Below are 19,633 nucleotides of genomic sequence, written 5' to 3'. Positions count from 1 at the left end.
TATGAAAAGAAGCTTTATCAAATATGAATCATTTGGGGGAGTTATTTTGAAGATAAAAGGATTTATGCCGTTATTGCTTGTATTCTTATTGGTTCTTAGCGCATGCACAGTCCAAACAAAAGATGATGTAAGTAATAAAGTTAATGATGGTGAAAAAAAGGAAGCTATTGAGATTGAAATATTGAGTACGAGTGCCAACGAGTCAGATGTAAATATTCTTCGTGATCAACTTACGAAAAATGGATTTGAAGTCAAATTGAATCTTCAACCGGATTTCGGAAGCTTTAAAGCACAGGAAGATGCAGGCAATTTCGATGTGTCTATGTCGAGTTGGACCACAGTTACGGGTAATCCGGATTATGCGGTGCGATCGTTGTTTATAACAGGAGGGGATTATAGCATTATATCAGATCCTAAATTGGATAAATTGATTAATAAAGCATCTACTCAAACTCCAGAAGAATATAAAGGAACCTACAAAGAGTTAGAAGACCACCTTGTATTTGAAAAGGCTTATATTGCTCCTTTGTATATATCCAACAAAAATCAAGCGGTTAATACAGATATATTAAAGGAAAAATCCGTACGTTTGTCGAAGTCGCGGGCCTTGGCGTGGGATTCAATTGATTTTGCCGATACTACAAAGCGTGATAAGGAACCTTTGAAATTGACACAGTCGATGTCTACGCTAACTTCTCTTGATCCAATCAAAGGGAATGATGGTTCCATCAACCAATTGAATACGAATATGTATATACGTTTGGTGAATTTGACTGACGATGATAAAATCACCTCGGATGCATCCTTATCGTTGAATCATGCCATTGCTGAAGGAAATACGGAATATTATTTTGTACTCAGAAATGACATTCGGTTTGCTAAAGTAGAAAATAAAAAGGCAGTTGACTCAGGTGAAAGAGTCGGAGCAGAAGATGTCATATTTTCCTTGAATCGTGCGAAAGACAAAGATTCCGTACCGGACCACAGAACATACAGCTTGCATGAGCATATCAAGAAAGTAGAAATCGTTGAGGACGTGGCGAGCCTTGAATCAGTGAAGCTTTCCAATGAGAAAGGCACCGTAAAGGACGCTCTTAATAAAGATCTGGAAAGTGAAATAACGGGACTAGTCAAAGCAAAAGAGGATGCCGATCAAAAAAATGGGAAGTATCAAGTCGTAAAAATGACAACAACTGAGCCATTCCCACAGGTGTTGAATTATCTGGCCCACCAATCTGCAGGAATTGTTTCGAAAAAACAAGTTGAAAGCATCAATACTTATGATGTAGCTTCTTTCGATGTCAAGAAAGATATCCCTTATGGAGATCAAAGTACGGTAACCGAGGGCAGCCAATATAATAACACGTTATATACAAGCGGACCTTATATAATGCTGTACAAAAATGACTATGAAGCTGTATTCCAAAAGAACCCTGCTTATATGGAAGGGGGAGAATACGAACCATATATTAATAGAGTTTCCGTACGATTTATCAAAGACCCTGATAGCGCATTTAGTGCACTACGAAGCAGTGAAATCGACATGCTATCCGGTGTACCAGAAACAAAGTTTGATATTCTTAAGGAAGACAGCAAGATGAAACTACAAAGCATCCAGAGTAATGCCGTTTCTTACTTGTTATTTAACACGAAAAATCGTGATGTTGCACAAAGTGAGAACTTAAGAAAGGCAGTTCTTTATTCCATTAATCAGGATGAGTTCATTCAATTCTATAAAGGCGATAAAGCAAAGGCTATTTCAACCGTCAGCCCGCTTGTTGATACAGGTAACGAATTATCCCCTGATGCTGAAAAAGTCAAAAAAGCTTTAGAAGCCTATCGCTCTGAAAAGTAAATAGAAACAAAAAAAGAATCCCGAAAAGGATTCTTTTTTGTTCAGTATGACTGATTAAGAATATATTCTGTATATACAAAATACGAAACTGGGAAAGGAAAACAAACTGATTTTCTATCGCCGGGTTCAATTATGGTATTGATTAGTTATAGGTATTTATAATTTACCAGCCTCTCGAAGCCCCGCCGCCGCCAGATGAACCGCCACCGCCGCCGCGATTTCCACCTCCACGACCTCCGCCGTTCCTTGAAAATGCAGACAGAATGTGAAGAAGCATATAAGTAAATGTACCACCAAAGAAAGTCATATCAATAATGATAAATGTAACAAGTGCAGCTCCTATTAATAGTTTTTTCCAGGTCGCCATACCGCCTTCATTATTTACTTCGGAGACATAAGCTTTCGAATCGGTTGATTCATTTAGTTGATATTCCTGAGAGACGACATTAAATAATTCCTTATACGTATTGATGACAGCCTCGTTAGGTTGGTTAGATTGCATATATGGAATAGTATACGTGTCCAATATTCTGCCAACCTTTCCATCAGGCAATGCCCCTTCAAGACCGTATCCAACTTCAATACGGGCTTTTCTATCCTTATTCGCTATTAATAAAAGGACACCATTATTAAGTTCCTTATCACCTAGCTCATATGTACGGAAGGCATCCAGTGCGTATTCTTCAGGTGTTTGATTATCTAAAGTATTTACGGTTAACACAGCAATTTGGGCTTTTGTTTGATCTTCCAATGTACGACCTAACTGAATCAACTGTTGTTCCTCACTGTCATCTAATAGATTGGCGAAATCCTGAACGTAAATATCCCCTTGTGGTTTGGGAACAGCTGCGGACACTGGACTTCCAATCAAGCTGACCAATAAGAATAAGAAAGTCGCCATTGAGTGGAGAATTCTTTTAAACATCATTCAGTTCCATTAAAATCTACTGTCGGTGCCTGCTCTGCGCCATCAGCAGCTTTAAAATATTCCTTGCTATCAAAATTAAATAATCCGGCAATCAAGGCACCGGGAAATTGCTTCACTTTTTTATTATAAGTGGATACTTCCGTATTATAATCCTGTCTTGCTACAGCAATCCGATTTTCAGTACCGGCCAGTTCATCCATTAATTGCTGGAAACTTTGATTGGCCTTCAGATCAGGATAGTTTTCAACAACAACTAATAGTCGATTTAATGCACCTGTAAGTTCATCATTGGCCGTTGCTTGTTCCTGCGGTGTATTAGCACCGGCAAGATTTGCACGAGCAGTTGAGACATCATTTATAACGGCTTCTTCATGCTCGGCATACCCTTTAACGGTATTAACTAAATTAGGAATTAAGTCCATCCTTCTTTGTAATTGGTTGTCGATCTGGGAATAAGCTTTATCGACATTCTCTTCTGCGTTCACAAAGCCATTATAACTCGAAGCAAACATAGCGATTATAATGCCAATAACCACAACCCCAGCAAGTAATATGATTGATCCTCTTTTCAATATTTTTGCACTCCTTTCTTACACTATATAACGTTTGATGGGTGAAAAAGTTTCATTAATCATCATACCCCTAAATATAAAAAAGCAATCTTAGTTGAAAGGCTTCATTTCCTAATTATAATTGGGTTTACCTAATAAAAAGAATGTTTTAATTAATATTCTTGCCAAATTGTCAGGTTAGTATAGTAAAGAGAAATGTTAAAGAGAGGTCAGTCTAAATCAGATAATAATTTGCAAGCAAGTTGAAGCCAATTGAATAAAATGCGACAGAGTACTGTCGGCCATTTATTATCTAAACAGTATAGGAAGAGTTTTGTTGAACTATTCTCCAAGTTCTAGGTGATAACCTGGCTATTGTATTAAATGGTTAAAGGGTTGTGAATTGAGGAATATATTGACTATCTTATTCTTGGAAGGGGTTGTTTATGATTAGACGGGAGTTAAATACTCTTGTCTTTATCTTAATTGTGGTTATTAATGCTTTGGCTAACTTGCTGCCAATCAACGGTCAGACGACAGGAGAAATATCAAATCGAATTGATGTATTAATCACACGTGCAGGTTACGCATTTTCTATCTGGTCTTTAATATTTTAATAGGTATATGGATTATTCGACAGTATCCAAGGGAGCGTCGAGGATTGCCTGTTTATACAAATACTAGCATTATATTTATGTTAAGCGGGCTATTGAACTGTACGTGGATCCTGACCTGGCATTATGAATATTTCATAGCTAGTCTTGTTGTTATGTTTACCTATTTAATCAGTTTGATCATCTTGTATAGGCGAATGAAAAATAGCAATCCTGGCTTATTAGATATCGCACCATTTTCAATCAATCTTGGATGGATTAGTGTTGCGACAATTGTTAATGTAGCTTATGTATTGAAAGAATATGGGTGGGACGGCTTTGGTTTATCCGGTGAGATATGGACAGCTATTATGCTTGTGGTTGGTACAGGACTGGCGATTATCTTTAAATTTAAGGAATCGAATTATTGATATCCCTTTGTCTTTGTTTGGGCATACAATGCGATTGGAATTCGTAATCAGGAGACTTCAGAGGGCATTGCCTACATATGGCATATGGGTTGGCTGTTATCATCTTTATTGCATCATGTATCCCGGTAAACAAACAAAAACAAACATATAATCACAACGTAAGGTAGATAAATAGTTAATGTTAAAGAGGCTGGGACAAATAAAACGAAATAAAGACAATAGAGCTCAGCATAATCCTCCTTCAAATATACCGATCAGAATGCTAGTTTATAAATTTGAAAGGGATATGAAGGGTATACATAAAAGAAAGTTTGGAGAATTATTCCGTGATTGGCTGAACCGGATTCATTTAAATAATGATGAGCTGAATCGTCAATTAAGCGAAATATATGAAAGATCTCGTTATGGGGAAGAGGATATTCCGAAAAACGATGTAAAGGTATTTAAAGAGATGCTTAAGCAAATTAAGAAACAATTGGATAAATCAGCTGAATAATTGGATATAAATAGATATGATAAGCACCGACTGGATAATAAATAACAAAAATATATTATAGCACGTGCAATAATGAATTAAATTTATAGCAATGTAATAATACAGCTGCCCACAGATTTTCTTCTAGAAGGATAAAAATTTCATGATTATTAGTTAGATAAATAAGTAAAAGGGCTTATCTTCCTTAAATATTAAAATGACTTTGGGCATCTTTTCATATCCGTAGGTAACGACTTATACTAAAAATATAAATTAGTCAGAATATTTGGTATTATGGAATTGGAAAAACTCTAAAGCAGGGAGGATGAAAGATTTGTTGATTCATTCACACGAAAAGAGTTTACATAAAAATAGAAGCAGGATAAGTACACAGGTACCCTATATGGATAATCCGGATCAAAAACTTGATGTTTTATTAAATGTAGCCGGGAATGTACTTTTGGTTCAAGGTTATCTGATGGAATTTGAGAAGATGATTCAATTATCTAAAGATGCAAAAAGGATAAAGAGACAGTACATAAAAATTATGAATTATATTAATGCGGAATTGCATGAAGATTATCGGGAATATTATTCAGAACGTGCCCAAACTTTATATGCTGAGTATATGAGATCATCTAAAAAAAGAAACTTTGGAGGAATCCATATACTTCATAGATACATACCACAGCGTAAATCCATCTATTAATAACTAATCATATTATTTTTCTGATCTTTATAAGAGCCTCATTTCCTTTTTAGGGAATGAGGCTCTTAGTTTATTTTACAATACTAGGAATACTTAGGAAAAAAGTATATACTTCGACAAAACTTGTTATTATACTAGGACTATAGACTTGTTTTACCAAAAATTACAAATAGGTAAAGTGTATAAAACTTTTCAATAATCTAGTAACGAAGGGTAAGAAGTGATGTGGAATGTATGAGTAAAATAAATATTCTTATAGGAGAGAGTCAGGCCATTATTCGTGATGGATTATTTATGATTTTGAAGGATGAACATGACTTTGAAATGACAGGTTGTGCTGGAGATACTGATAGTCTTATAAAAATGATGTCTGAGCAAAAACCAGATGTAATACTCCTTGATAGCAATCTTCCTCCAAATGGAGGGAATGAAGCCTTAGCAATCATTAAAAATGCCTATCCTTCCAGTCAAGTAATCATGCTTGCAGCGGATACAAATGAAGATGAAATCATCGATAGTATCAAAAAGGGAACAACCGGGTATATTTTAAAAAATGTGGAAACGAAGCATCTTCTTTATTCAATTAGGCAATGCGTGAATGGGCATATCGTACTGCCCTCTATTATTCAAAAGAATTTAATTATGTATTTACAAAATGAACCATCATCGCCAATACCAATTAAACTGGAGAAACAGGGAATTAACCTGAACGATCGGGAACATGACATTATTAAACTATTGTCAGAAGGGCATACAAATGAACAAATAGCCCACTATTTATTCTTATCTAATGGTACAGTTAAGAATTATGTAAGTCAGCTATACAGAAAGTTTAAAGTAAATAACCGTTCAGAATTGATGGCTTATATATATTCTTTAGTGAATTAAATAAATAGGAATGAAATAGTCGATTGAACTTCACCCAAGAATGGTCGATAAATAGAGTGGGATTCTTTTTAATACTCACTAAATTATTGATTAGGCTGCTAGAAATGAAAAGAGGTGAGCTATCTTTGTTTAGTCATTATTATACCTATGGATTCATGTCGTCGGCTGTATTCATCAAGATAGCTGAAGAGGCCAAACTTATTGTACCGCTTGAAAGGTTAATTATCCGCCAAGTATTCCAGCAAATTAAGGTATGGAAAAGGGAAGGGATATATATTCAACTTATTTCAATAAATATATCTGTTATTCATTTTTCACAGGAGGACTTTGTTGAATTTTTTGCAGAAGCATTAAAAGAATATGGGTTAACCGGGAAAGAAATTGGTATTGAAGTGATCGAAACTATCATGATGCATGATAAACAGGAAAATAATCATTTATTACAACAGCTCCGTCAAATGGGGATACAAGTCAGTATTGACGATTTTGGAACCGGATATAGTTCATTTAGTTATTTAAATCAATTGGCTGTTGACACTTTAAAGATTGATAAAAGCTTTGTTGATGATTTCGAAAGTAATAGTAAAATCATTTCTGCTATTATTTCGATGTCACATTCTCTAAATTTGAAAGTAATCGCTGAAGGTGTGGAGACGGATAAGCAGATGGCATTTCTAAAAAGTATCCGCTGTGACGAAGTCCAAGGTTATTTATATTCAGAACCTGTGCCTGCACATGAACTAAAAACAAAGCTTAGGAGAATCGCTAATTAACTAGTAAATTAGGTCCTTGTTCTTATGCATAGAACAAGATGCTTTTTAGTTGAGGGAAAGTATCTGTCCAAAAATAAAAAACGCGAGCAAGGCTATTAGGATCTATTGCCTTCTCGCGTTTTATTCAATTTTAATCGAAGCATCCATCATCTGTGCAAAATTCATTTACATGTTGTTTGTTTGAAGCGGTCATTAATGCCATATCATATTCTTCTTCCCATACATCCTGAAGCACTTCTTTAAGTGTTTCAGTGCTTTGGGCTCCGGAGATGGCATATTTATTATTGAATACGAATAAAGGGACTCCCTTAACTCCTATTTGTTCGGCTATTTGTATATCCTCATTTACTTGTTGTTTATATTGCTCCGTGTTAAGTACATCTAGTACTTCATGTCCGGGAAGTCCTATTTCATTTGTAAGTTTCAGAAGGGTTGCGCGGTCTCCTATATGCAGTGATTCAGAAAAATAAGCTTTAAGTATTCGTTCAGTCATCTCCTCGCTTTTCCCATACTCCTTAGCATAGTGGGTAAGACGGTGAGCATCTGTTGTATTTGTAGGAATCATTGAATCAAAGCGAAATATAATCCCTTCTTCGCGGGCCTGTTCAGATATATGTTCATTCATTTTTCTGGCATGGTCAACTGTAGTGCCATATTTAGCAGCAATAAGCTCATGAATATTTGAATTTGATTTCTTTGGAGCATCAGGCTGCAGTTGATAGCTGTGAAAATGTACTTCTATCTGATCTTTGTATATGAATTCAGCTATGGCGGCTTCTAATCGCCGTTTCCCTATATAACAGAAAGGACAAGCATAATCGAACCATATATCAACTCTCATTTTTCAAGCCTCCCTGGTCTATCTGGTTGTATGTTCAAAGTATACATTTTCAAATAGGGCATGACAATATACATGCTTGCAGGTGTGTGTCTTATCGGGTAACAGTTCGGAGTTTAATTGCTCTATGTAGTTTGCCTTAGATACATATTATACATGTTGATATATATATGAATGCTGCAACCAGAGTATCTGGACTAATTAAATTTTCCGCTTTTGAACAAAGGAATACTGCATTGGATTTACAAAGGAATCCTGATAAATACAGTTATTTTATTTGATTATAATGACTTTTACAACAATGGAATAATCCTTTTTAAAAAGCGAAAGAGATATGTCACTTTATACATGGTTATCAATAAAACAATGAAATTGAGTTAAATAATGTCATTTATTTAGATAGTTATATATAATTAATAGAAATACTCGAAATATTTGAAGTATTTATTGGTTAGAGAGTGGGAGGGATTTTTGAGTGGTCACAAAACAGGATACGAATCAGCCGTTGCGCAAGGAAGTAAAATTGCTAGGCAATATACTAGGAGAGGTTCTCATCTATCAGGGTGGACAAGAGCTTTTTAATACCGTTGAAAAGATTCGTACAATGTGTAAATCTCTTCGTTTACACGTGGAAGATGAGACGTATCATACATTAAAAAAGGAAATAGAAATGCTTAGCCCAGAGACAAGAATGCAAGTTATTAAGGCTTTTTCCGTTTATTTTCACTTAATAAATGCAGCTGAACAAAATCATCGTATTCGACGAAAGCGTGAATATCAACTGAACAATTCCGATGAGCAGCCTGGTTCAATTGAAAAAGCCATCCAATCTATGAAGGATAAAAATATTAGTGGTGAAATTATACAGCATGTTCTTGAACGAATATCACTGGAATTGATTATTACTGCCCATCCTACAGAGGCGGCTAAACGCTCTATATTAGAAATCCAAAAGAGATTATTACTTCTCCTTAAAACGCTTAATAATCCTATGTTAACCGAAAATGAATATAAGGAAATTAAAGAAGACCTCTATAATGAGATTACTACTTTATGGCATTCTGATGAATTAAGGGACAGGAAACCAACAGTCATTGATGAAGTCAGAAATGGATTGTATTATTTTGATAAGATTTTCTTTGATGTCATACCCGAAATACATCAGGAAGTAGAAGACAAATTGACTGAACATTACAGCGGTGAAATCTGGAATGTGCCAAATTTTCTTCGATTCGGTTCATGGATTGGAGGGGATCGGGATGGAAATCCGTATGTAACCCCAGCTGTTACATGGGAAACTCTAAATAGACACAGAGCATTAGTTCTCAAAAAATATGAAAAGGCTTTAATTGAATTAATGAAACGTTTATCTCACTCAACAGTCCAAATTAGAGTTGGTGATGAGATAATGAGATCGATAGAATTGGGAGAATCAAAATATATAAACGACGATAAAAAATGGCCTGTCAAAAATGAAGCGTACCGTCGTAAATTGGCTATTATGGTTGAACGTGTCCGCATGGTGGCTAATGATGAACGAGGGTATCAAACATCGGAAGAACTGCTTGAGGATCTACTGATGATTAAAGAAAGTATAGATACGCATCATCCAAAAGGGCATCAGTTAAAGCTTTTACATAAATTAATTAGACAGGTTCAGTTGTTTGGCTTCCACCTTGGAACATTGGATATTCGAAATCATAGTGATGAGCATGCAGGTGCCATTGATGAAATCCTAAGGAAAATTAAGATTACAGACAGTTATGCAAATTTGACTGAGCCTGAAAAAGAAAAGCTGCTGGAAAAATTGTTGATGGATCCAAGGCCGCTATTGCTAGACAATGAAGAATATACCAAGGAAACGCAGGAAATTATTACGGTATTTAAATTAATCAAAAAGGCCCATAAAGAATTTGGAAAAGCATCCATTAGGGTCTATATCGTCAGTATGACACGTTCGGCAAGTGATTTGCTGGAAGTTTTATTATTGGCCAAAGAAGCGGGATTATATAAGCTTCATGCAGATGGTACAGTTGAAAGTGATTTGAATGTAGCTCCATTACTAGAAACAATAGAAGATTTGTCAAACGGACCTGCTATTTTAAAAGCATTGTTTGACCTGCCAGTTTATCGTGAGCATCTAAGAAAGCTGAAAAACCAGCAGGAAATTATGCTGGGGTATTCGGATGGCAGTAAGGATGGGGGGACTCTGACCGCCAATTGGAAGCTTTATAAAGCACAGATAGAACTGCATGAATTGGCAAAGGAATATGATATTTCAACAAAATTCTTTCACGGCCGTGGTGGTTCTCTTGGCCGTGGTGGCGGGCCTTTGAGCAGAAGTCTTCTCTCTCAGCCGCTCGAAACACTGGGAGACGGGGTGAAAATAACAGAGCAAGGAGAGGTATTATCGTCTCGTTATTTAATAGAAGACATCGCATATCGTTCCTTAGAGCAAGCAACGTCAACGCTTCTGGAAACGGCTGCTAATGTTTCGAAATCTTCTGAACAAGGCCATTTAAGGGATGATAGCTGGGTACGCGCCATGGAAAGTATCTCTGATATCTCTTATGAAAAATATCAGTCACTTGTATTTAAGGATGAAGGTTTTTTAACTTACTTTAACCAAGCTACACCTCTAAAAGAAATTGGTGAACTGAATATTGGTTCCAGACCGATGGCTCGTAAAAACAGTGATAAGTTTGAAAATTTACGAGCTATTCCCTGGGTGTTTGCCTGGACACAAAGCAGACAGTTATTTCCTGCTTGGTATGCTTCCGGTACTGGTCTAGCAACATACGCATATAAAGAAAAAGGCAATATAGAGACATTGAAAGAGATGTATCAGGATTGGCCATTCTTTAGATCCACAATTGATAATTTGCAAATGGCATTAATGAAAGCAGATCTTAAAACAGCGAAAGAATATGCTGATTTGGTTGAAGATCCTTTAATTGGAGATCGGATATTTGAGGATATAGTGGAAGAGTACAACAAAACCAAATCAGTTCTGCTTGAGATAACTGGAGATGAAGAATTACTTGATCAAACACCGAATATTAAGGATTCAGTTCGTCTTCGAAATCCTTATGTGGACCCATTGAATTTCATTCAAGTTCACTTAATTAAAGAACTAAGAAGTTTAAAGGAAGTGGATACCCAATTAGTTGTTCAGGTATTACATACGATTAATGGTATAGCCGCAGGTCTTCGTAATACAGGATGATTGATTAAGGTAGGGAGGATGACAGTAGAGTCATCCTTCTTTTTATTTTCTTGAGATGCGTAAAAGCATTTATTTGAATTTATTGTGAAAAATTAAAAATTAAATTTTACAGGTAAATTTTCTCCGAATTTAAAGGTTTTCCTACGGGAAACATGAAAATTATACGGTAAAAACTGCTTATTTATTATGATTTTGCTATAATACCAATTTCAAAATATATTATTATAATATAAAAACCTAAGGATGTAAATAAACGATAGATTTTAAGGTAAAGACGCTTATAAAAAATGATATAGGAAAGATTTGGAGAAGAATGTCGGTTGTCATATAATTATTTAAGGATAGGATAAAAATCCTATCTATTTCCAGGAAAGGAGATTAAGAGGATATCAGAAATTGGGCCTGCAGTCTGGGGGACCGGGCCCAATAGTCTGTTGCTGGGTACACCAACATAATAGTAGTATACCCATTATTGAATAGAAAGCAAATATAATTCAAAAAGGGTGGAGTATATGATAGTGGAAAACAGACCATATATTAGGATAGATACAAAGGTTTTATTACCCGTTTTTGTGGAAGGTTATTTGTATACTCAGTTATATTTTCAGGATACTTTTTATATGGTGGAGAAATCTCCGCTTGCTATTTTAAAAGACAGTATCATTGGCTATGGTGCTGATTATCAAGGGGCAAAAAACAGTTCAAAATCATATCTGGGAGGAAGTTATATTTTGCCTCTGCAGATTAGCGGCCAACATAGTATTTATATGTTTCCGACTCATTCTTGTCGTGATGTAGAATGTGCTTGGATAGCACTAGATCACTATCGAGGATGCGACCCGATTGATAGTAGTGAGTGTTACGTATACCTTTCCAATCAAACAACTATAAACATTAATTGTAAAGCATCCATACTAATGAAACGATATAATAACGCATTAAAGCTAAAAGATAAAATAGAAAAGTTCAGTCTCACTTAATGATCTTTCTTTGAAATCATGAAGGCTGTTTAATAGAAAGTTTCGTAATTTTGAAAAATGATATTCTAAAAGTTTAGATTAAAAGAATTCAGCACTAGACTGGATTCTTTTTTGTTAGGTTTTAAGTGCAAAGCGACAGACGTACTGCTACTTCTATCTATTTAAGATATAAATAGTAAATAATCAGAATAGTAGTTATTTTAGAAAACAAAATGAGAAAATAGACTCTTTTTTTTGAAAACTCAATTGATTCTTAATACTATTTGTGTTAAATTCTATGTAAATGGTCACAAATTACACTGATTTGTTGAATTAATTACTAAATTATGCATAAAAATTTATATATTAGTCTGATGAGGAGGAAAAGAAGTGGATAATATGCTACTAAATGAACTTGCTATAGAGGATAAAGGTAAAGTGGGAGATATCGTTGAATTTGAGCGACGTGGTCTTTCTATTTTAGGAAAAGTATCAATTGTTAGGGAGTTATCATGTATTGTTGAAATAGATGAAGAAGTAGCAGAGCATTTTTGTTATGAAACACCGAGAACGGTCGTGCGCCATAATAATTACAAAGTAGTTAGATCATCATCCATGTAACCTGTATCTGTCTATAAAACTAGCACTTAAACTGAATGAAATAGATTTAATAATCTGAAATATTCATATATAGATAAAAGCACTCGGTTTATGAACTGTACATAAAAGTTAGCTGCTTATCTAACTTTCTTAGTTCAGATTTTTATGCTGAGTGCCTTTATCTGTTCATTCTTCTTGTAACCAGGGACTTGGTCTATCAATCTGTATAAAAAGCTGGTTATTCCCACAACAAAAAAAATTTATTCCCCCAACAAATTATCATAATAATTTTTCTGAATATTTAAAATTATAGGTAGGAATTTAAAGGTCGTGTAAAGAACATATTGTAAGAAGCATAGTGGAATTAATCATCTGAAAAAAGATAGCTTTGTTTGTATCGACAGTTTTTTAAAATTTTATTTGAAAACGCTTACATGCAAAGGGGGTGTTTAATAGGCTTTGTTTATTCTTTTATTTACGTCCTGGAGTCTTTAGATAAAAAGGTAAAGTAGTACCGTAATCTTTCTTTGTTTCTAATATGCAAGAGAATGGTTAACTGCTACATTGAAAATCCTTTGGTAAATTTATGAATCCTCTGAGGTATCGTAGCGTTTTAAATAGGAATAACACTTCAAGATTAGCAGTGTTCAGTTTGATATAATTGGTAGTTTTAATTGGTAGGTCCTTATAGGAAGCTTCAAGCTGGAGACATGAGAATTTATTTTTTTTGTGAAAAATTCCGCGAATTGGAGGAGAAAAAGTGAAGCTATCACAATTGCTTGATTCGAATATCGAAAAATTCGATGAGTACTCTTTTTTATTCTATGGAAACAAGCAATTTACAAATGTAGAGACAAGGAGATATGCCAATCGATTGGCCAATGGATTTAGAAATAGAGGGATTCAGCCAGGAGACAGAATCCTTGTCATTATGCCAAATATGCCTGAAGTATTAATTGCGTATCAAGGGATAACAAGAGCCGGTGCTATCATTGTACCTGTTATGTTTTCACTCCATCCAAAAGAAATTGCCTATATTGCCGCAAATTGCGGAACCAAACTAATTATCACCTCTAAAATCATACTCGATCATATCCAACAAGCGATTGATTTATTAAACATAAAACCAACCGTAATTATTACAGATGATGATACTTCCAGTACTGCGATTAATATATATGAATATATGGATTCCAATGAGAATTTGGACAAGCGATTTTCTATAGATATCGATTCAAAAGATACTGCTGTTATTCTCTATACCTCAGGTACTACAGGTAACCCAAAGGGAGTTATGCTGACTCATTCAAACCTCTATTCAAATGCGGTTAACTCTGCCAAACATGCTAATACAGAGAGAGGAACGACACTCGGAATTCTTCCGCTAGCTCATGTGTATGGGTTAACCATATCAAATACATGTTACATAGTGGGAAGTTCAATTGTTATCTTCTCCAGGTTTGACCCTGCAAGAACATTAGCAGCAATAGAAAAGCACAGAATTAAATCGTTTGCCAGTGTTCCTGCCATGATTCATGCCTTGGTCTCGTATCCTGATTATAATCAATACGATCTTCAAAGCTTGGAATCTATAAGTTCAGGTTCTGCGCCATTACCCACTGCCTTGCTGGCAGCATTTGAAGAAAGGTTTGGGGCAAAGGTTTATGAAGGTTATGGATTATCTGAGGCCTCACCTATTGTTACAGCTCATAAAAAGGGTCAGCCGGTTAGACCCGGATCTGTTGGATTTCCTATACCGGGGGTACAAATTAAAATTTTGGATGGATTGGCTTTGGAGCTGCCAACCGGTGAGATTGGAGAAGTGGTGGTGAAGGGAGAAAATGTGACACCCGGTTATTTTCACAATGAAAGCGAAACAAACAACGTATTAATAGACGGTTGGTTGCATACGGGAGATTTAGGACGTATCGACGAAGATGGTTATTTATATATTGTCGACCGAAAAAAAGATTTAGTTATCCGTGGAGGGTTCAATATTTATCCACGTGATGTAGAGGAGATATTAAGTCAGCATCATGCGGTATCTGAAGTGGCTGTCATTGGAATACCAGATGCCAGTATGGGTGAAGAGTTGGTAGCATGCATTGTCAGGGAATCAAAAAAAGATATCCAGGAAGAGGAACTAATTGCATATTGTCAGGAACATCTTGCAAAAAATAAAACGCCAAGAAAAATATTATTTTTTGATGCACTACCGCGGAATGGTGTAGGGAAAATTCTGAAGACTCATCTCCGAACTGCCGCATCCGAGAGAATAATAGAGCGGGACTATAAATAATTTTAATGAAGGGAGTTTATAAATATGAGAGAAACCATTACAGCTACGTCAAGAGGCCTCTTGGTAGATTCATTTCCATATCGTTTGTATCAAAAAGCAAAAAGGGTGGGGACATGGAATCCAGCTGATATCGATTTTACAAAGGATGCTACGGATTGGAAGCAGGCAACACCGGGACAAAGGCATAGCATTCTTCGTCTTCTTTCACAATTTCAGGCAGGAGAAGAAGCTGTCACACTTGATTTATTACCGCTTATGATGGCAATTGCCAAGGAGGGACGGATTGAAGAGGAAATGTTCCTGACTACCTTCCTGTTTGAAGAAGCAAAGCATACTGAATTTTTTAGAGCCGTCTTGGACGCAATTGGAGAAAAGGGTGAGTTAAATCCTTTATTAACAGATACGTATAAGCAAATATTTCAAGTCATTTTACCAAATGCAATGGATCGCCTGCTTACAGATCAATCACCTGAGGCGATTGCGGATGCCTCCACTGTATATAACATGTTTGTAGAAGGGGTACTTGCTGAAACGGGATATTTTTCATTTTATCAATCGCTGGAAAAATCAAATTTAATGCCAGGATTGCTTGAGGGAATTGGCAATTTGAAGAGGGATGAATCTCGCCATATCGGCTATGGTACTTACTTGCTTCAGCGTTTGATTTGTGAGCATCCTCATATATATGATGATGTTGTCATGAAACGGATGGCGGAGTTAACGCCGCTGGCTCTAACAATTGTGGAAGAGGGATTAACAGATGCGGATATAGAGGCATTTGGGACAAGCCCTGAAGAGGTTGTTAACTTTTCCATGAAGCAGCTTCAAATTAGAATGGATATTCTATCAAGGGCGAGAGGAAAGAAAATTGAAGAGATCTATAGAACTTCTGAAAGCGAAGTTGGCATGATTTAAGTAAGAACACTCGACTCTATAAATCTAGTAAATCTATTCAGGTGCTCTATAGAGCATCTGTAAATAAAACATACCGACTGGTTAGTATTTAAATGATAGGGGGATTAGTATGTATTTACGTTTAACTGATGAACAAAAAATGGTTCAAAAAACAATTCGTAGATTTGTGGAAAAGGAATTAATGCCATTAGAAAATGAAGTGTTACGAAATGAACGAGAAGGGAAACCAAGCCTCTCTCCGGGTAAGCTTAAGGAATTACAATTAAAAGCGAAGGAAGCTGGATTTTGGGGCATTAACACACCTGAAGAATATGGCGGCGCTGACTTAGGTCAGATGATGATGGCTATTGTAGCTATTGAGGTAGCCAAAACGTTTGTCCCTTTCACCTTTGGCGGTTCAGCGGACAATATTCTGTACTATGCAAATGATGAACAAAAGAAAAAATACTTGATCCCTACAATAAACGGTGACAAGAAATCCTGTTTCGCCATGACAGAACCAGGTGCAGGCTCGGATACGCAAAATATAAAAATGACAGCTGTAAAGAATGGCTCAGAATGGGTCCTTAATGGAGAGAAGACCTTTATTACGGGAGGAAATGATGCTGACTTTGTTATGGCCATGGCAATTACCGATAAACAACAGCACATCGAATCAAGAGGTCGTGAAGGAGTAACCTGTTTTATCGTAGACCGTGATATGGGATGGCGTTCTGAGTTTATCCAAACGATGGGGGAAGGAGGTCCAGCCGGATTAGTGTTTGATAATGTTCGAGTTCCTGAGGAAAATATCTTAGGTGAATTGCATAAAGGATATAATTTAGGGCTTGAATGGATTGGCTTTGCAAGATGGATTGTAGGAGCGCGCGCTGTTGGTGCGGCTGAGCGATTATTGCAAATGGCAATTGATTATGCAAAGGAGCGTATCACATTCGGTAAACCAATTGCCGAGCGACAAGCCATTCAATGGCAGATAGCTGATTCTGCGGTTGAGATTGAAGCAGCGAGGTGGCTTACCTTAAATGCTGCATTTACTCTTGATCATGGGGAAGATAACCGGCATGTAGCGTCGATTGCAAAATTGTATGGGGCCAATATGGGAAATCGGGTGGTCGATCGGGTTTTACAAATTCATGGTGGTATGGGTTATACGAGAGAATTACCGATTGAGCGTTGGTACCGTGAAGCAAGACTTTGGAGAATTTATGATGGAACTGACGAAATCCAGCGAATGATCATCGCCCGTAACCTTATAAAAGGTCATGTTAAAATAGGAGAATTTAGCTGAATCAACTCCTAATAAAAGGAATTTTGTGGTTTTTGTAGAAATAATTAACGTTTATCTTATTTGAAAGGGATGTGAACGTAGCATGACTGGGAGATTTGAAAATAGAGTGGCCATTATTACCGGAGGAAGTAGAGGGATAGGTAAAGCAATTGCAGAAAATTTGGCCGTACAAGGTGCTAAGGTAGCGCTTTTTGATGTAAATGAAGAAGCACTGCAAGCGACTGCGGAACAATTTAAACAGAAAGAATTTGATTGTATGACTCGTGTTGCAGATGTTACTTCATCAGAGGAAGTGGAGAAAGCTGTAAAGGAAGTATATGAACACTATGGCGCTATTGATATTCTGGTTAATAATGCAGGAGTCATCCGAGATAACCTGATTTTTAAAATGACAGATACAGATTGGCAATTGGTAATGGATGTTCACTTGAAGGGCTCCTTTAATATGACTAGAGCAGCGCAAAAATATATGGTCCAGCAAAAGTATGGGCGCATTATTAATATCTCCTCCACCTCAGCGCTTGGGAACAGAGGGCAAGTGAATTATTCTGCAGCAAAGGCCGGTTTGCAGGGGTTTACTAAAACCTTGGCTATTGAACTGGGTGGGTTTGGTATTACGGCTAATTCAGTGGCACCTGGATTTATTGAAACAGATATGACAAAGGAGACAGCTGCTCGAGTCGGTATACCATTTGAACAGTTAATTGAAGCAAATGTTTCAATCATTCCTGTTGGACGCAGTGGTAAACCTGAAGATATTGCTAACGCTGTTTTATTTTTTGCTGATGAAAAGTCTTCGTTTGTAAACGGACAGGTTTTATATGTGGCAGGTGGACCTAAAAATTAATTGAGGTGAGATGAATGTTTGCTCAAGCAGTAGGCAAGAGATCAAATCGAGTGTTAAATAGAGTTGACAGAGAACGTGTTAAACAATTTGCCAAAGCAATTGGAGATGAGCATCCTATATATGTTGATCGGGAATATGGCAAGAAATCAAGATACGGTGAGAATATCGCTCCACCAACATATCCAAGAGTATTCAATTATGGAGAGTTAGAAGGTCTGGAGCTGCCATCTAAAGGACTAATCCATGGAGAGCAAATCTATCATTATGAGAGACCTTTATTAATAGATGAAGAAGTATATTGTTTTGCAAAAGTAAAAGATTATAAAGAGAGAACTGGAAGTAACGGAAAAATGGGCATTTTGCGGATTGAAAACAATGGTGAAGATAAAGAAGGAAACTCGATATTTACTTCTACCATTGTCATTATTATAAATGAAGTTGTGCAAAAGGAGTTGAAAGCATGACATGTTTGCTTGATATACAGACTGGTGATGAATTGGAAGAAGTAAAATTGGAACCTGTTTCTAAAGAAGCATTGGTTGAGTACGCTAATGCTTCTGGGGATCATAATCCTATCCATAAGGATGAGGAGCAAGCAAAAAGATTAGGACTTCCGGGTATTATAGCACATGGAATGTGGACAATGGGGAATCTGTCAAAACTGTTTACCCCTTATTATGAGGATGGATTTATAAAAGATTTTACAATTCGTTTTCGTGACATGGTCTTTTTGAACGATTCAATAAGATTAAAAGCAAAGCTTGAAACAAAATTAGAAAATGAGTTACATTTTATCGTTTCTGCTATTAATCAAAAAGAGCAGGAGGTACTGAAAGGTACCGTAGTGTATTATTTATACGAAACTAGTTAAATACAGGCAGCTTTTAAGCTGCCTGTATCCGGTAAATGATTAACGATAGAAGAGGCCTAATGAGATATCTAACAGACGCTGTTTTTCATCCTCTGTTAAGGTTCTGCCATATAGCACAATCTCATTCTCATGCATGAATTTATGCAAGTCATAGGATCCTTGTAACTGTGTTAATTCAGGTATTTTTCGTTCATTAGAGTTACCCAGTAAATAATCGACAGATACATCAAAATAATGGGCAAGTTCCAATATTCCGTCAATACTTGGTTCGCGTGTTTCCCGTTCGTAAGATCCCATGGTTGATTGTGCGACCCCTATAATAGCTCCTAGTTCTTCCTGTGACAAACGCTTCTCTTTACGCAACTCTTTTAACCTGCTTCCAAAAGAGGATTTCATGGTTGCTCCCACCTTTTACGAAACGTATTGTATATATATATTATAGGACAAAAGTTACAAATGAGCGAGTAATAAGGTGTAAAATGTCTCTTTATAGTACATTTTATATGTCTTTTTATCGTGCATAATTAGAAATCACCCAAATTGTGCCTATGATCTCTTTTATCCTTCTTGTTGTCTAAACAATGCCG

At 36.3% G+C, this 19,633-nt stretch carries 18 protein-coding genes and 1 pseudogene; 15 read left to right on the top strand and 4 right to left on the bottom strand.

Features of this window, described 5'->3' with window-relative positions:
- The first annotated feature begins 46 nt into the window (after nt 1-46).
- Complete coding sequence (locus AC4BHP_RS07200; protein ID WP_375138403.1) at nt 47-1,855, top strand: ABC transporter substrate-binding protein; 1,809 nt, start codon at nt 47-49, stop codon at nt 1,853-1,855.
- A gap of 163 nt (nt 1,856-2,018) precedes the next feature.
- On the opposite strand, the gene AC4BHP_RS07195 is transcribed toward AC4BHP_RS07200, so the two are convergent.
- Complete coding sequence (locus AC4BHP_RS07195; RefSeq protein WP_490551792.1) at nt 2,019-2,780, bottom strand: TPM domain-containing protein; 762 nt, start codon at nt 2,778-2,780, stop codon at nt 2,019-2,021.
- Nucleotides 2,780-3,295 carry a LemA family protein gene (locus AC4BHP_RS07190; protein ID WP_180349931.1) on the bottom strand — a complete coding sequence of 172 codons (516 nt, stop codon included), beginning with the start codon at nt 3,293-3,295 and terminating at the stop codon, nt 2,780-2,782. Before AC4BHP_RS07190 ends, AC4BHP_RS07195 begins: the two co-directional genes overlap by 1 nt.
- A 485-nt stretch (nt 3,296-3,780) precedes the next feature.
- On the opposite strand from AC4BHP_RS07190, the pseudogene AC4BHP_RS07185 reads away from it, so the two are divergent.
- The 5 genes and pseudogenes from AC4BHP_RS07185 to AC4BHP_RS07165 all read left to right on the top strand — a co-directional run bounded on the left by AC4BHP_RS07185 (nt 3,781) and on the right by AC4BHP_RS07165 (nt 7,203).
- Nucleotides 3,781-4,358 (top strand): annotated as a pseudogene (locus tag AC4BHP_RS07185) (TspO-related membrane protein).
- 178 nt (nt 4,359-4,536) lie between these two features.
- Nucleotides 4,537-4,854, top strand: coding sequence for a hypothetical protein (locus tag AC4BHP_RS07180; protein WP_066100214.1), 318 nt, complete (start codon nt 4,537-4,539; stop codon nt 4,852-4,854).
- A 304-nt stretch (nt 4,855-5,158) separates the two neighbouring features.
- A complete protein-coding gene (locus AC4BHP_RS07175; protein WP_139891203.1) occupies nt 5,159-5,542 on the top strand; it encodes a hypothetical protein in 384 nt (127 codons plus the stop codon).
- A 234-nt stretch (nt 5,543-5,776) separates the two neighbouring features.
- Nucleotides 5,777-6,430, top strand: a complete 654-nt coding sequence (locus tag AC4BHP_RS07170) for a response regulator (protein WP_066100207.1) — start codon at nt 5,777-5,779, stop codon at nt 6,428-6,430.
- Nucleotides 6,431-6,555: 125 nt separating this feature from the next.
- Nucleotides 6,556-7,203, top strand: a complete 648-nt coding sequence (locus tag AC4BHP_RS07165) for an EAL domain-containing protein (protein WP_490551791.1) — start codon at nt 6,556-6,558, stop codon at nt 7,201-7,203.
- A gap of 130 nt (nt 7,204-7,333) precedes the next feature.
- Here the strand turns inward: AC4BHP_RS07165 and AC4BHP_RS07160 are convergent, their stop codons facing one another.
- Complete coding sequence (locus AC4BHP_RS07160; protein ID WP_066100201.1) at nt 7,334-8,044, bottom strand: DsbA family oxidoreductase; 711 nt, start codon at nt 8,042-8,044, stop codon at nt 7,334-7,336.
- Nucleotides 8,045-8,516: 472 nt separating this feature from the next.
- Here AC4BHP_RS07160 and ppc point away from each other — a divergent pair, with 472 nt between their 5' ends.
- The 9 genes from ppc (at nt 8,517) to AC4BHP_RS07115 (ending at nt 19,046) form a co-directional block, all read left to right on the top strand.
- Nucleotides 8,517-11,267 (top strand): phosphoenolpyruvate carboxylase, encoded by a 2,751-nt coding sequence (gene ppc / locus AC4BHP_RS07155; protein WP_139891202.1) that lies wholly within the window; start codon nt 8,517-8,519, stop codon nt 11,265-11,267.
- A 518-nt stretch (nt 11,268-11,785) separates the two neighbouring features.
- Nucleotides 11,786-12,247: a competence protein ComK gene (locus AC4BHP_RS07150; RefSeq protein ID WP_175354212.1), complete on the top strand. Its 462-nt coding sequence runs from the start codon at nt 11,786-11,788 to the stop codon at nt 12,245-12,247.
- 378 nt (nt 12,248-12,625) lie between these two features.
- On the top strand, nt 12,626-12,847 hold the full coding sequence (locus tag AC4BHP_RS07145) for a DUF2187 family protein (RefSeq protein WP_066102241.1): 222 nt from the start codon (nt 12,626-12,628) through the stop codon (nt 12,845-12,847).
- Nucleotides 12,848-13,586: 739 nt separating this feature from the next.
- Nucleotides 13,587-15,125, top strand: coding sequence for a class I adenylate-forming enzyme family protein (locus AC4BHP_RS07140; protein ID WP_490551790.1), 1,539 nt, complete (start codon nt 13,587-13,589; stop codon nt 15,123-15,125).
- Between the two features lie 24 nt (nt 15,126-15,149).
- On the top strand, nt 15,150-16,040 hold the full coding sequence (locus AC4BHP_RS07135; protein WP_490551789.1) for a R2-like ligand-binding oxidase: 891 nt from the start codon (nt 15,150-15,152) through the stop codon (nt 16,038-16,040).
- A gap of 109 nt (nt 16,041-16,149) precedes the next feature.
- Nucleotides 16,150-17,328, top strand: a complete 1,179-nt coding sequence (locus AC4BHP_RS07130; protein ID WP_066100188.1) for an acyl-CoA dehydrogenase family protein — start codon at nt 16,150-16,152, stop codon at nt 17,326-17,328.
- An 82-nt stretch (nt 17,329-17,410) separates the two neighbouring features.
- Nucleotides 17,411-18,175 carry a beta-ketoacyl-ACP reductase gene (locus AC4BHP_RS07125; RefSeq protein WP_066100185.1) on the top strand — a complete coding sequence of 255 codons (765 nt, stop codon included), beginning with the start codon at nt 17,411-17,413 and terminating at the stop codon, nt 18,173-18,175.
- A 14-nt stretch (nt 18,176-18,189) separates the two neighbouring features.
- Nucleotides 18,190-18,639 (top strand): MaoC family dehydratase N-terminal domain-containing protein, encoded by a 450-nt coding sequence (locus AC4BHP_RS07120; RefSeq protein WP_066100182.1) that lies wholly within the window; start codon nt 18,190-18,192, stop codon nt 18,637-18,639.
- A complete protein-coding gene (locus AC4BHP_RS07115; protein ID WP_066100179.1) occupies nt 18,636-19,046 on the top strand; it encodes a MaoC/PaaZ C-terminal domain-containing protein in 411 nt (136 codons plus the stop codon). The genes AC4BHP_RS07120 and AC4BHP_RS07115 overlap by 4 nt, the downstream gene beginning before the upstream one ends.
- Nucleotides 19,047-19,085: 39 nt before the next feature.
- Here AC4BHP_RS07115 and AC4BHP_RS07110 read toward each other — a convergent pair whose 3' ends face one another.
- Nucleotides 19,086-19,442, bottom strand: a complete 357-nt coding sequence (locus AC4BHP_RS07110; RefSeq protein WP_066100178.1) for a helix-turn-helix domain-containing protein — start codon at nt 19,440-19,442, stop codon at nt 19,086-19,088.
- Between the last annotated feature and the right edge of the window lie 191 nt (nt 19,443-19,633).

The sequence above is a fragment of the Pradoshia sp. Z4_20 genome (assembly GCF_058216035.1).
Note: the sequence above shows the minus strand (reverse complement) of the source record. Positions and strands in the feature narration are given on the sequence as shown.

Coding starts and splice junctions, on each gene's coding strand:
- AC4BHP_RS07120 (WP_066100182.1), top strand. CDS start 18,190: ATGTTTGCTCAAGCAGTAGGCAAGAGATCAAATCGAGTGTTAAATAGA.
- AC4BHP_RS07190 (WP_180349931.1), bottom strand. CDS start 3,295: ATGTTTGCTTCGAGTTATAATGGCTTTGTGAACGCAGAAGAGAATGTC.
- AC4BHP_RS07170 (WP_066100207.1), top strand. CDS start 5,777: ATGAGTAAAATAAATATTCTTATAGGAGAGAGTCAGGCCATTATTCGT.
- AC4BHP_RS07115 (WP_066100179.1), top strand. CDS start 18,636: ATGACATGTTTGCTTGATATACAGACTGGTGATGAATTGGAAGAAGTA.
- AC4BHP_RS07180 (WP_066100214.1), top strand. CDS start 4,537: ATGTTAAAGAGGCTGGGACAAATAAAACGAAATAAAGACAATAGAGCT.
- AC4BHP_RS07195 (WP_490551792.1), bottom strand. CDS start 2,780: ATGTTTAAAAGAATTCTCCACTCAATGGCGACTTTCTTATTCTTATTG.
- AC4BHP_RS07160 (WP_066100201.1), bottom strand. CDS start 8,044: ATGAGAGTTGATATATGGTTCGATTATGCTTGTCCTTTCTGTTATATA.
- AC4BHP_RS07135 (WP_490551789.1), top strand. CDS start 15,150: ATGAGAGAAACCATTACAGCTACGTCAAGAGGCCTCTTGGTAGATTCA.
- AC4BHP_RS07175 (WP_139891203.1), top strand. CDS start 5,159: ATGAAAGATTTGTTGATTCATTCACACGAAAAGAGTTTACATAAAAAT.
- AC4BHP_RS07145 (WP_066102241.1), top strand. CDS start 12,626: ATGCTACTAAATGAACTTGCTATAGAGGATAAAGGTAAAGTGGGAGAT.
- AC4BHP_RS07130 (WP_066100188.1), top strand. CDS start 16,150: ATGTATTTACGTTTAACTGATGAACAAAAAATGGTTCAAAAAACAATT.
- AC4BHP_RS07110 (WP_066100178.1), bottom strand. CDS start 19,442: ATGAAATCCTCTTTTGGAAGCAGGTTAAAAGAGTTGCGTAAAGAGAAG.
- AC4BHP_RS07125 (WP_066100185.1), top strand. CDS start 17,411: ATGACTGGGAGATTTGAAAATAGAGTGGCCATTATTACCGGAGGAAGT.